Annotated in this window: 12 protein-coding genes; 5 read left to right on the forward strand and 7 right to left on the reverse strand. The window is 42.4% G+C overall.

The genetic code is table 11. The features are described 5' to 3' along the window. Positions 1-9 precede the first annotated feature (9 nt). A complete protein-coding gene (bshB1, locus tag FHS10_RS06930) occupies positions 10-729 on the forward strand; it encodes a bacillithiol biosynthesis deacetylase BshB1 (protein ID WP_259088923.1) in 720 nt (239 codons plus the stop codon). Between the two features lie 79 nt (positions 730-808). Here bshB1 and FHS10_RS06935 read toward each other — a convergent pair whose 3' ends face one another. After that, positions 809-1,246 (reverse strand): hypothetical protein, encoded by a 438-nt coding sequence (locus FHS10_RS06935; protein ID WP_259088924.1) that lies wholly within the window; start codon positions 1,244-1,246, stop codon positions 809-811. Positions 1,247-1,448: 202 nt separating this feature from the next. Then, on the reverse strand, positions 1,449-2,780 hold the full coding sequence (gene lat, locus FHS10_RS06940; RefSeq protein WP_259088930.1) for an L-lysine 6-transaminase: 1,332 nt from the start codon (positions 2,778-2,780) through the stop codon (positions 1,449-1,451). A gap of 462 nt (positions 2,781-3,242) precedes the next feature. Between lat and FHS10_RS06945 the strand changes: the two genes are divergently transcribed. Beyond that, positions 3,243-4,916 carry a hypothetical protein gene (locus FHS10_RS06945; protein ID WP_259088932.1) on the forward strand — a complete coding sequence of 558 codons (1,674 nt, stop codon included), beginning with the start codon at positions 3,243-3,245 and terminating at the stop codon, positions 4,914-4,916. 94 nt (positions 4,917-5,010) lie between these two features. Here FHS10_RS06945 and FHS10_RS06950 read toward each other — a convergent pair whose 3' ends face one another. Continuing rightward, the gene (locus FHS10_RS06950) at positions 5,011-5,901 is read right to left on the reverse strand and encodes a 1-aminocyclopropane-1-carboxylate deaminase/D-cysteine desulfhydrase (protein ID WP_259088933.1); all 891 of its coding nucleotides are present in this window, start codon (positions 5,899-5,901) and stop codon (positions 5,011-5,013) included. Between the two features lie 74 nt (positions 5,902-5,975). Here FHS10_RS06950 and FHS10_RS06955 point away from each other — a divergent pair, with 74 nt between their 5' ends. Together FHS10_RS06955 and FHS10_RS06960 are read left to right on the forward strand one after the other, a co-directional pair. Further along, positions 5,976-7,031, forward strand: a complete 1,056-nt coding sequence (locus FHS10_RS06955) for an RluA family pseudouridine synthase (protein WP_259088934.1) — start codon at positions 5,976-5,978, stop codon at positions 7,029-7,031. A 112-nt stretch (positions 7,032-7,143) separates the two neighbouring features. Then, positions 7,144-7,980, forward strand: a complete 837-nt coding sequence (locus tag FHS10_RS06960) for an aminotransferase class IV (protein WP_259088936.1) — start codon at positions 7,144-7,146, stop codon at positions 7,978-7,980. 117 nt (positions 7,981-8,097) lie between these two features. Here the strand turns inward: FHS10_RS06960 and FHS10_RS06965 are convergent, their stop codons facing one another. Together FHS10_RS06965 and FHS10_RS06970 are read right to left on the reverse strand one after the other, a co-directional pair. Then, positions 8,098-8,505 carry a hypothetical protein gene (locus FHS10_RS06965; protein ID WP_259088937.1) on the reverse strand — a complete coding sequence of 136 codons (408 nt, stop codon included), beginning with the start codon at positions 8,503-8,505 and terminating at the stop codon, positions 8,098-8,100. Between the two features lie 33 nt (positions 8,506-8,538). Continuing rightward, on the reverse strand, positions 8,539-9,333 hold the full coding sequence (locus tag FHS10_RS06970) for a DUF3050 domain-containing protein (RefSeq protein ID WP_259088939.1): 795 nt from the start codon (positions 9,331-9,333) through the stop codon (positions 8,539-8,541). Positions 9,334-9,802: 469 nt separating this feature from the next. On the opposite strand from FHS10_RS06970, the gene FHS10_RS06975 reads away from it, so the two are divergent. Further along, the gene (locus FHS10_RS06975) at positions 9,803-10,432 is read left to right on the forward strand and encodes a hypothetical protein (protein ID WP_259088941.1); all 630 of its coding nucleotides are present in this window, start codon (positions 9,803-9,805) and stop codon (positions 10,430-10,432) included. 5 nt (positions 10,433-10,437) lie between these two features. Here the strand turns inward: FHS10_RS06975 and FHS10_RS06980 are convergent, their stop codons facing one another. Further along, entirely contained in the window at positions 10,438-11,628 is a 1,191-nt protein-coding gene (locus FHS10_RS06980) for an aspartate aminotransferase family protein (RefSeq protein WP_259088943.1), read from the reverse strand. A 144-nt stretch (positions 11,629-11,772) separates the two neighbouring features. Continuing rightward, positions 11,773-12,261: a hypothetical protein gene (locus FHS10_RS06985; protein ID WP_259088945.1), complete on the reverse strand. Its 489-nt coding sequence runs from the start codon at positions 12,259-12,261 to the stop codon at positions 11,773-11,775. Between the last annotated feature and the right edge of the window lie 3 nt (positions 12,262-12,264).

The raw sequence follows: 12,264 nt of genomic DNA on the forward strand, positions 1-12,264 counted from the left end.
AACAATACAATGAAATTAGATATTTTAGTTTTATCGGTACATCCCGATGATGCCGAATTAGGCTGTTCTGGTACTATTTTAAAACACATAGCCCTTGGCCACAAAGTTGGCATTGTTGATCTCACCCGTGGTGAACTGGGTACCCGTGGCTCGGCCGAGATTCGTGAACAGGAAGCTACCGCTGCTGCCGGTATATTGGGAGTAGCGGTAAGGGATAATCTGGGTATCCCAGACGGTTTTTTTCAAAACACAAAAGAGTATCAGTTAAAAGTGATTGGTGCTATCCGCAAATATCGGCCTAAAATTATAATTACCAATGCTTATCATGACAGGCACCCTGATCATGGGCGCGCCAATGAATTGGTAGAAGCATCCGCCTTTCTTTCGGGTTTGCGTAAAATAGAAACTTTTAACGACGGCGAAGTACAGGAGGCCTGGAGGCCAGACCTGGTGCTTCATTTTATACAAGACAGGTATATCAAGCCTGATATTCTAATAGATATAACCGAGTATTGGGATAAAAAGATAGAAAGTATTTACGCCTATGGTTCCCAGTTTTTTAACCCCGAGTGGAGCGATGAGCCGCAAACTTATATTTCTACCCCCGAGTTTATTAACGTGGTTGCCGCACGGGCAAGCGAGTTTGGCAAAAGTATAGGCGCTAAATATGCCGAAGGCTTTACAAGCCGAAAAATTTTAGGCGTAGATGATCTTTTTGCTTTAAAATAATATATTTTTTAACTTTAAATAAATAACCCACTATTCCGTTAAGGAATAGTGGGTTATTTTATAATATAAGTTTAAATATTTACGCTTTAATATATTCAAAGCGATTATTTTCGTTGCTTCTTTCTCTTCTGAGTTTATTTTCGTTGGCGAGTTTTAGCAATATGCCGGATAGTTCAGATGTTTTAAAATCAGAATCGAACTGATCTTTACAATACTGGGCAATTGAGGAGATAGAACGTTGAGTATCAAAAAAATCGGTACTTAACAGTTGGTTTAATATTTTGGTAGCTCCTGGTTTTTTGCGACCTGGTATTGCCGAATTTTCATCATCTGAGCGTATTTTACGGCCCTTTTTACTGAAAATTTCGAAACCGTCGGCATCTGCTTTTTCCGACTCGATCATCACATCCAGTAGCCTGTCAATGATTCTTACCTGTACTGCTTCTGATTGAAATGAGTTAACAACTTCGGCTACTTCAACAAGTTGTTTTTTTAATTTCTCTATATGTTTGCTCATGATGAAATTAGAATTTATTCTAATTGGGATGAAACAAATCTAATCGGAATAATAACTAAAAATAAGGCGTATTTTGGTGAAAAGATAGCATATTTTAACTTTTTATGCCTTTCTGGCGATGTTCGCCTCCTGAAACATATATTAAATACAAAACTACTTACTCTGTGGAGTAAGTTATTATTAGTGAATTACTATAAGGTCATCACAAGCTTTTGGATATTTTCTCCAACATATCGAGCCCGATATCGATATGGCTTTTTTCAATAATAAGTGCCGGCCTGAAACGGATGCTTTTGTCGCCGCAGCCTAAATACATGATATTATTTTCCAGTCCCTTATTAATGAAGGCATCCCGCTTGTTTTTATCGGGGAAATCAAAAGCAGTAAGTAGCCCTTTACCGCGTACATTACTTATTATTGGCACCCGTGAAGCTATATCATTTAGCTGCTTTTGTAAATATTCGCCCATATTGGCGGCGTTCTCACATAGGTTATCTTCTTCAATAACTTCCATAATCTTTGATGAGCGCACCATATCAACCAGGCTGCCACCCCAGGTAGAGTTGATACGAGATGAAACCCGGAACACGTTGTTTTCAATCTCATCAACACGGTTGCTGCAAAGTATACCGCAAACCTGCATCTTTTTACCAAAAGCAATAATATCTGGCCGGGCCTTTTCGCCAAAATGCTCATGGCACCAGAATTTGCCTGTAAGGCCAACGCCGGTTTGCACCTCATCATAAATCAACATTGCTTCATACTCATCGGCCAGCAGGCGCAATTGTTCTAAAAATTCCTTACGCACATGGTTATCACCTCCTTCTGATTGTACAGGTTCAATAATAATAGCGCAAACATCATCTTTATTATCTTCAAATGCTTTCCGGATCTGCGCTACGGATAATTGTTCCCTTCGTAACAGATCTTCGTGATTGCTATCGCTATAGGGAAAATTCATATAAGGTACCGATACTCTTGGCCAATCAAACTTGGCAAACCATTTGGTTTTATTGGGTAGGGTATTGGTTAAACTCAATGTGTAGCCAGATCTGCCGTGAAAAGCATGCTCAAAGTGAATCACTTTAAAACCGCGTTCTTTAGTATAGCCCCTCGCAAAGTTTTTTTGTACTTTCCAGTCCATAGCTACTTTAAGTGCATTCTCAATAGCCAATGAGCCTCCTGCTATAAAAAAAGCATGCGGCAGGTAATCAGGAATACCAACCCGCGAAAAAGTTTCCAGGAACTGAGCATATTGGGTGGTATAAATATCAGAGTTTGATGGATTGGTTAATGCCGCCAGCATCAGGTTTTTTTTGAACCCCTCGTCGTTCACCATTTTAGGGTGATTGTAGCCCAATGGCACCGACGCAAAGCATGTAAAAAAATCAAGTAGTGTACGATCATGCTTGGAATCATAAATATAAACACCCTTACTTTTTTCCATGTCAAAAGTGAGATCGAAGCCATCGGCAAGTACGTGCTTATTTAATGAAGCCTGTACATTTTGGGGAGAAACAAGTAGGTTGTACATATCAGTTGGATTTAAACAAATCTACAAAAAAGCCTCAAAAAACAAAAATTAAGCGGTTTTTGAACCGATTAGCTAAAAAGTATGTTTAAATTGTTTAAAGTTGGTTTTTATACCAAAGCCCAAACCGGTACACCAGGTTTTGTGATGAAATCACTTGATTTAAATTGAAAAAACTTCCGTTTGCCCTTGATTTTAATTCTTGTTTACCCGAAAAATATAAAAAGCGTTAATGGTGAAATTAACCTTGGCGATAATGATTAAGGTTTTATTAAGTATTTATTAATATCGACTTATTTTATTTACAATAATAAACCAACGCTACGGGATAGCGCCCAAAGTACACCTGTATTGTATTTAATACCTAACTACCTATGTCAATTTGTGTTTTTAAACCTCCTTAGGCTAAAACCGGAAACCCCTGTTTGCTTACAAATCAATTTTTAAATCATCAAAACCGACAATATGAATTTTAAAAAAATATACACTATAAGTTTTATACTTATTATGGGCATATTAAGTGCCTGCCAAAAAAAAGACATCGCGAATAATGGAGCAACTGTTACTGGTTTAACAAAAAAACAAAAGACCACGGCATCGTCTGTTGGCGATGTGGTAGGCAAAGTAACCGTTGGCTATCAGGGTTGGTTTGCCGCCATTGGCGATGGATCGCCTATTAATTTATGGTGGCATTGGGCCGACCCGAATAACCAGGCACCAACTTCAACCAGTATCCGCATAAAATCATGGCCGGATGTGCGCGAATATACCAGTACCTATCAAACTGCTTTTGCAAATCTTAATAATGGGCAACCGGCAACGCTATTCTCGTCTTTTACAGACCAAACAGTAAATACCCAGTTTTCATGGATGCAGCAAAACGGCATTGACTGCGCCGCCCTGCAGCGTTTTAACCCAACAGGGGGCGAAGGCCCGGTACGTGATGCCATAACCGCGAAAGTAAAAACCGCCGCGGAAGCCACTGGCCGTAAATTTTATATCATGTATGATGTTGGCTACTGGACAAATATGCAATCGGAAATTAAAACCGACTGGACAAACAAAATGTCGGCTTACACATCTTCGTCGGCCTATGCTAAGCAGAACGGTAAGCCGGTTGTATGTATCTGGGGTTTTGGATTTAATGACGAAGGGCACCCATGGTCGGCAGCGGTTTGTTTAGATGTAATTAACTGGTTTAAAAGCCAGGGATGCTATGTAATAGGCGGGGTACCGGCTTATTGGCGGGATACAACTGCCAGCGAAGTAAGGCCCGGTTTCTTAGCAACCTACAATGCCCTCAATATGATATCGCCATGGATGATTGGTAAAATAGGCACCATTGCCGAGGCCAATAGTTTTTACAATGATCACCAGGTTGGCGATCAGGCTTATTGTAATGCTAATGGTATTGATTACCAACCCTGCGTTTTGCCAGGCGATCTGCAACTTCGTCAAAGAGTACATGGTGATTTAATGTGGACCCAGTTTTATAACCTGGTACGAGGTGGGGCCCAGGGACTTTATATTTCGATGTTTGATGAATATAACGAAGGTAACCAGATTGCCAAAACAACTGAAAACTCTTCTTTTGTGCCCGCGGGTTCAAGCTTTTTGTCATTGGATGAAGATGGGACAGCTTGCTCTGCCGATTATTACCTGCGTTTAACAGGCGATGGCGGTAAAATGTTGAAGGGACAAATCGCGCTTACCGCTACACGGCCTACCCAGCCCATTGTTAGCACCGGCGGCTCTGTACCTATAGGGCAATCGGTAACATTTAAAGGTTCAAGTAATAGCTTGTATGTAAGCAGCGAAAATGGCACCCAGGCCATGAATTGTAACCGCACTGCGGCGGGTGGCTGGGAGCATTTTACGGTGGTGGATGCCGGCGGCGGCAAAGTCGCGTTGCAAAGCCAGGGCAAATACGTATCGTCTGAAAATGGTACCCAGGCCATAACCTGTAACCGTACATCAATTGGCGCATGGGAGCAATTTGATTGGGTGAACAATAGTGATGGTACTGTTTCTTTTAGGGGAAATAATGGCAAGTATGTATCGTCAGAGAACGGAACTCAGGCCATGACCTGTAACCGCGCCACTATCGGCGGTTGGGAATCCTTTTGGTTAAATCAATAAAACAATAGTTTAAAGCCGCCGGCTAATGCCGTCGGCGGCTTTTTCAGATATGTTATTTCCAGGTACCTGGTGTATCGTCTTTTGCCTGTATATCTCAAAAAAACTTATCCTTCATCCCCAGTAATCCCCAGATACCGCCGCTATGAATAGCCAATATTTTACTGCCAGGTTTAAAATGACCTTTGCTAATGAGGTCATAAATGGCATACATCATTTTGCCCGTGTAAACGGGTTCAATCACAATGCCGGTGCTTGCCACAAATTGTTTGATGAATTTGATCAGTTCATCTGTGGTTTTGCCATAGCCTCCAAAATGATAACCCGTATGCAAATCATAAGCAACCTGTTTATGTAAAAACTTATCAATCTCCTCCTTTATAAAGCCACCGTTTTTAAATACGGGAACGGCGTTAAAATTGGTGTTTAGCTGATGTTGTGTTAAGCCGTTGATAATGCCAGCTGCGGTGGTTCCTGTTCCACAGGCACAAAAAATATGATCGTAGGTGTCTGTTAGCTCTTCTACCAATTCGCTGCAGCCCTGGGTAGCTTCTGTAGATGAACCGCCTTCGTCAATAAAAAAAGCTTCGGCATCATCGTCAAAATACTGATTGAACAAGGCTGGTTTATCCCGGTAACTTTCCCTATCAGTAAAAATTAGTTGCATGCCATGCAGTTTGCATAAAAATAAGGTATCGTTATCAACGGCCTCGCCCCGTACTATCCCGGTTGCTTTGAAGCCGAACTTGGCTGCTGCCGCTGCGGTGGCAAGCAGGTGATTGGAGTATGCGCCTCCAAAAGTAACCAGGTGGTTTTTATGCCGATGCTGCGCGCTTTTTAAGATATATTTTAATTTACGCCATTTATTGCCAGATATCATGGGGTGTATCAGATCATCACGTTTCAGGAAAACTTTTACGTTATGCTCCGCAAATAATGGATCATTGATCTGCTGAACCGGACTAAAAATTTCAAGATTGATATTCATAAAATAACCTGCCCTTAATGCTATTGCAATATTACGTTTAACCTACCACAAAAAACGATTACTTTTGCCCTCAAATGGCATACGAACCCGAGCTGATAGAGCAGGAAGAACAGGATTTATTTGAACACTTGCGTGTAGTGGTTGATAAAGGTCAGTCGCTGTTGCGTATTGATAAATTTTTGATGCACCGGGTGGAGAACGCCTCGCGTAACCGCATTCAAAATGCCATTGAGTTGGGCAATGTGTTGGTGAATGATAAACCAATCAAAAGCAGCTACCGCGTAAAGCCGTTGGATGTGATCTCGGTTGTATTGCCGCATCCGCCCCGTGATACCGAAGTTTACCCCGAAAATATTCCCATTAATATTGTTTACGAAGATGATGATGTATTAGTGGTTGATAAAGCCGCCGGTATGGTAGTACACCCCGGCTATAATAACTATACAGGCACGCTGGTAAATGCGCTGGTATACCATTTTCAGCAATTGCCAACTTTGCCGGGAAACGACGGCAGGCCGGGACTGGTTCATCGTATTGATAAAGATACTTCAGGTTTGCTGTTGATCAGCAAAAACGAACGTTCAATGAGTTGGCTGGCCAAGCAGTTTTTTGACCACACCATCACCCGTAAATACATTGCCCTGGTTTGGGGCGACCTGCCTGAAGATGGCACCGTGACAGGCTATATAGGCCGCAGTATAGCCGATAGAAGGGTGATGTCGATATATGATGACCCCGAGAAGGGAAAATGGTCTGTAACGCATTACAAGGTGTTGGAGCGCATGGGCTATGTTACATTGATAGAATGCCAGCTGGAAACCGGCCGCACTCACCAGATTCGCGCGCATATGCGGCACATTGGTCACCCACTATTCAGCGATGCTACTTATGGCGGCGATAAAATTTTGAAAGGTACCGTATTCAGCAAATACAAGCAGTTTGTAGAAAACTGTTTTGAACTGATGCCACGGCAGGCACTGCATGCGCAGGTGCTGGGATTTTTACACCCCACCCAAAAGAAACAGGTACTGTTTGAATCGCCTTTACCGCCAGATTTTGAAAGCGTATTGCTAAAATGGCGCAGATACACTGCCGCTGATAATCAGTTAAATACCGCCGAGCAGGAATAGTACTTCATGATCTGTTAATATAAGCATGGTTTTTGTGTAACAGTTTGGCATTTATAAATTTAATCTGATTTAAAAATCTGCACATTTGCACATCTGAAATTCGCACATCTACATGACGCCTGTGTTTATCAATTTTAACGGACAAATCCTTCCTCAAAACAGCCAGCTACTCACTATAGCAAACCGTGCTTTTAAATATGGCGACGGCTTGTTTGAAAGCATGCGCCTGATGAAGGGACAGCTTAAGTTTGCCGACTTGCATGCCAACCGCCTGCAACGCGGCATGAAGGCGCTTAAAATTGATGGCTATTCGCAAATGGATACCTGGTTTTTGAAGGATATTGTAGAGGAACTGGCCAAACGTAATAAGGTGAAGCACGGTCGCCTGCGCTTAACGGTTTACCGTGATGCCGAAGGTCTGTACGCGCCCAGTCAAAACAAAATGGGCTACTGCCTGGAACTGACAGAGTCTGACGAGCCCCGTTATTTTTTAAACGAAAAGGGTTTGATCATGGATGTGTTTACCGAGTTGCCTAAGCCATCAAACTACCTGTCGAACATCAAAACCTGCAACTCGCTTATTTACGTGATGGCGGGTATCTACAAATCGCAAAACAAGTTAGATGATGTGTTTCTGTTGAACCAAAACGGCTTTTTGTGCGAGGCCAGCAGCTCCAACATATTTATCCATTACCAAAACCACTTATACACTCCTGCGCTAAGCGAAGGCTGTGTTGAAGGTGTGATGAGACAGGTGGTCATAAAACTGGCGCAAAATGCCAAAATGGATATCACCGAGGCCCAGATCAATCCCGATATACTCTACGAAGCCGATGAGGTGTTTTTAACCAATGCCACCCGCGGCATCCAAACCGTAATGGGTTTTGGTGTAAGACGATACTTTAACCGGGTAAGTAAGGTGTTGATGGATGAGTTGAATAAGTTGTGAGTTGTTAGGTTGGGGGGCGGTTGCGAGGTTCGAGGGGGAATGGCTAATAATCAGAATCAAAAGTTCAGACGGTCAAAATCCAATAAATCTGTTTAATCCCGGTTCAGACAAAATCGATTACAGTTGCTCCTCAAAGATGAAAAAATGCCCGGTCTGTGGGTCTTCTTCATATAAATTGCCGTTATCCGGTTGGGCTCGCCAAATATTCAATCCCTTTTTGTTGATGAACCATGATGGCGCATCTTTCGGTGGCGCGGGAGTATCCCTTGTAATATGGAGGTTGTTTTGTTTGATGAACCCCAGTTTCCACTCTACAGTCGGCGCCAATTCCAGGTAAACAACGTATTCACGGCTAAGATGTGCTGATTGCCAGTATTTGCCATGGATAGCACGTACATTCTTATCCGGTTTTTGGCCGGCCCATAACATAAAGGTGTCGTCGGCACTGGTTGAGTTTTTCTCCCAGCATCCTGTTAGGGTAAACAAAAACAGTATTGCTAATAAAAAGCCGAAATAGTGTTTCACGGTTATATTGATCTTTTGATCAAATATAATCTTTTACTCTGCTACTACCGCGGTATTGATTGCGGCGAATATGCCATCCCAAAGGTTAATGCGTTCCTGCAAAGCTTCTTGAACAGCTGCTGTTGCTTCTTCCCATTTCTGATCGTCTTCGCCGCAAAGTTCGGCGGTCATTTCGTAGGCTAAATTGGAATGGTGATCACCATCAACCTCAATATGGCGCTCCAGGTAATATAACAGAATGTCAACCTTGCCCGGCAATTGTTTGCTAATTTCTTTTACAATGCTCACAAACATATCGGGAATCAAATCCTCACGACCAAATGTAAACACAGCTGCCTGCACATGGCTTTTGTTGTTGTTAATTACCTCAAAGGTGTGTTGTACAAAATTGCGGGCCGCCAAAGGGATCTCAGCAATAATCAAAGCTTCATCAATGTGTTTGCCAAAATTTAACTCATTAAACAGGTTGTTAATGGCTGTAGCCTGGCTGCCGGCTTGCTGCATGGCGCGCAGATACAATTCAAAATGGCTGGTGCGGTTGCCTTGCTCATCTACATCACTTTCCTCGCCGGTTACAATTTCATTGATCAGGTAACGGGTGTTGGCATTACCGGTTGGCATCCATGGGGTAGCAGTACAGGTAAGCCTTTGCTGCAGCGATTTTAACAACGACATAAAATCCCAAACCGCAAATACGTGGTGATCCATAAAGGCAGTCAATTCATCAAGTGAGTTGATGTTTTTATATAATTCGTGCTGAATTAACTGATCACGTAAGGGTTGGATTGTTGATTTTAAGCGTGCTATACGGTCGCTGAAGTTTGCCATTTGCAATTGAAAATTAATGGCCGCAAAAGTAGTAAACCTAACGGTTTAAAACCAGTAAGTTGTAGTTTTTGACTTTGAGTTGATAGGTCATCAACTTTGTTGATGCCTGCGTTAAGTGAGAAGGCCGATTTTCGATACCGCTCAATACCGTTCCACCGGAACGCATGGAACAGGTGGAACGCTTTGGAACGCATTCATATTAGTAATCAGCAAGTTGCGTTTTTTAAAAGTTAAAAAGCATGGAACACTTTATTGTCTCACTATCAGTAACTTAAGTCGAAAAAGTCATTATTGTCCTGAAAAAATGTAGGTTTTGATGGAACACGCGGTTAAATAGATGTGTGTGTCGTCCTGAAAAAGGTTTACAAGTCATAAATCATATAAAATACTATTGAATTGAATTTAAACAAGCAGTAAAAAATGAGTAACATTTTTATGCGCGGTAATCAAAATGGGTATATCTTTAAATATGAAATTGACCACTTTGTTACCAGTTATAGTAGCCATTGTTTTTGGAGCCGGATGCAAACCTGCCCCTGCGAAAGATCCATCCACGCCGGGAACGGAGATTCCCGAGGCCCTGAAAGATGAGAAATCAAGTTCGGACTTTTTAACAAAAACCAATCCCAGGGGATCAATGATGGATAATATTTATGATGATCTCGCTAAAAAAGATCCGACACTTCAAAAATTAGAAGAGCAGCTGCAACACTTCAACGCGGGTTTTCCGGATAGCTTAAAGAAATTTAATGAATATGCTAATAAATCTACTGCCTACTATTCATCGGCAAATGAGTCTTTAAATATGCTTAAGGATACCGTGTTGAGAGATCAGCTGAGAGCAGTGCTTGCCGATAGTAAATCGAAATATATGGGTAAAATAAGCAGGTTCAGTAATTTGATGACCCACATTGATAGCAACCACATCAAAATTGAAGATTACCATACCGTTTTAAAAGTAGTTACAACGCTGCCCGTTATTGAAAAATACCAGGATGATGCCATGCCCGATATTACCAGTACGGCAAACCTGGCCAATGAGGCGCAACGGTTAAGAGCTAAAACCTATCAGCTGGTTAAAAAGCAGGGAAAGAATTGACGTGATTAATTAGTATAGTAATCAATAGCTTCAATGATAACCTCACAAGCCATTGTAATTTCATCGGGCTGGATGATGAGGGGAGGGGCAAGGCGCATGGAATTACTGCAATGCAAAAACCAGTCGGTAATAACACCATTTTCGATACAGCGGTCGATGATCTTTTTGTTGAGGTAGAAGTCTGCCAGTTCAACGGCCAGCATCAAGCCTTTGCCACGCACCTCTTTAATAGCCGGGTGAACTAATAATTTGCGAAAAAGCGCTTCTTTTTCGGCTACGCCGGATATCAGACCATCTTCAATCAATACTTCCAAAGCAGCTAAACCGGCTGCGCAACATACCGGGTGACCGCCAAATGTAGTGATATGGCCAAGAATAGGGTTATCTTTCAAGGCATCCATAATTGCGGTAGATGCGATGAACGCGCCGATGGGCATGCCACCGCCCAATGCCTTTGCCAACAGCAAAATATCGGGTACTATCTCAAAGTGGTCAAATGCAAACAATTTCCCCGTACGCCCAAACGCGGCCTGGATCTCGTCTAATATCAACAACGTCCCGGTTTCATCGCAACGTTTGCGCAAAGCCTGCATATAAGCCAGGTCGGGTACACGAATGCCGGCCTCGCCCTGTACGGTTTCCATGATTACACAAGCGGTTTGCCCGGTTATCAATTGAAGGTCATCATTATTGTTAAAATTAATAAAACTTACACCAGGTAAAAGCGGACGGTAGGCCTGTTTAAATTCTTCATTCCCCATTACACTCAAAGCGCCTTGAGTACTGCCGTGGTAGGAATTGTGGCAGGCAATAATCTCACTGCGCCCGGTAAATCGTTTAGCTAACTTTAACGCTCCCTCAACTGCTTCGGCACCAGAGTTGGTAAAATAAACCGACTGTAAATTATCAGGCAATACGGAAATCAGCTTTTCGGCAAAAAGCACTTGTGGCGTTTGCACAAATTCACCATAAACCATCAGGTGCATGTATTTATCAACCTGTTGTTTAATGGCATCCTTTACCTTAGCATTGCCATGCCCAAGGCTGCTTACCCCAATACCCGATATCAGGTCGATAAAAGCATTACCCCTGGCATCGTACATGTAAATCCCCTCGGCACGCTCAAATTCCAGCAACAACGGAAAGTTGGTGGTCTGCGCGTTATTAGCCAAAAAAAGCTGACGAAGAGTAGGCATGAGCAGGAGTTATAAGTGTTGAGTAGTGAGTTTTGAGTTTTAAAACAAAGATAAGGCCTAATCCAAAATTACAAATAGGTAGCAATGAATTAAACCACGGGGACAAGACCAATGAACAAATGAACCAGTGAACAAATGAACCAATTAATTTCCTGCTCGTTCGCTGCGTTCGCTGAGTTGTTTGATGAGTTCGTCGTTAAATTCCTGCTCGCTTTTGTACAGCTTACTTACCTTCTCGGGCGGGAGGATTTTTGAAAAAGAATCTTTATAGCGTTTACGGATAGCAACAAGCTGGCTCTCGTAATAGATCTCCCTATCTATCTGCTCGGTACCGTTAGATGCCGCGCTGGAGTTGTTGAGGCGTTTTAAGATACGCACAGCAGTAAGTTCCTGCTGATATTTCTGGTATATGGGCCAAAACTTAGTCGATTCTTCGTCAGACAGATCCAGTTGTTTGCTGATGAAGTTATTGCGTGCGGCTTCCAGTTTTTTACCTATAGCGCCCTTTTTTGCCCGGTTAACTCCGGGCGCTGTCCTGCCGTTGGGCACAAGCGAATTGGCTTGCGCAAGGCAATGATGAGCGGTTGCTACAATAAAAAATACTATAAATGTATGCCTGATTAAATTACGCATTAA

The organism is Mucilaginibacter dorajii (genome assembly GCF_024808255.1).
GTDB lineage: Bacteria > Bacteroidota > Bacteroidia > Sphingobacteriales > Sphingobacteriaceae > Mucilaginibacter > Mucilaginibacter dorajii.

Coding starts and splice junctions, on each gene's coding strand:
- FHS10_RS06945 (WP_259088932.1), top strand. CDS start 3,243: ATGAATTTTAAAAAAATATACACTATAAGTTTTATACTTATTATGGGC.
- FHS10_RS06970 (WP_259088939.1), bottom strand. CDS start 9,333: ATGGCAAACTTCAGCGACCGTATAGCACGCTTAAAATCAACAATCCAA.
- lat (WP_259088930.1), bottom strand. CDS start 2,780: ATGTACAACCTACTTGTTTCTCCCCAAAATGTACAGGCTTCATTAAAT.
- FHS10_RS06955 (WP_259088934.1), top strand. CDS start 5,976: ATGGCATACGAACCCGAGCTGATAGAGCAGGAAGAACAGGATTTATTT.
- bshB1 (WP_259088923.1), top strand. CDS start 10: ATGAAATTAGATATTTTAGTTTTATCGGTACATCCCGATGATGCCGAA.
- FHS10_RS06935 (WP_259088924.1), bottom strand. CDS start 1,246: ATGAGCAAACATATAGAGAAATTAAAAAAACAACTTGTTGAAGTAGCC.
- FHS10_RS06950 (WP_259088933.1), bottom strand. CDS start 5,901: ATGAATATCAATCTTGAAATTTTTAGTCCGGTTCAGCAGATCAATGAT.
- FHS10_RS06980 (WP_259088943.1), bottom strand. CDS start 11,628: ATGCCTACTCTTCGTCAGCTTTTTTTGGCTAATAACGCGCAGACCACC.
- FHS10_RS06960 (WP_259088936.1), top strand. CDS start 7,144: ATGACGCCTGTGTTTATCAATTTTAACGGACAAATCCTTCCTCAAAAC.
- FHS10_RS06975 (WP_259088941.1), top strand. CDS start 9,803: ATGAAATTGACCACTTTGTTACCAGTTATAGTAGCCATTGTTTTTGGA.
- FHS10_RS06985 (WP_259088945.1), bottom strand. CDS start 12,261: ATGCGTAATTTAATCAGGCATACATTTATAGTATTTTTTATTGTAGCA.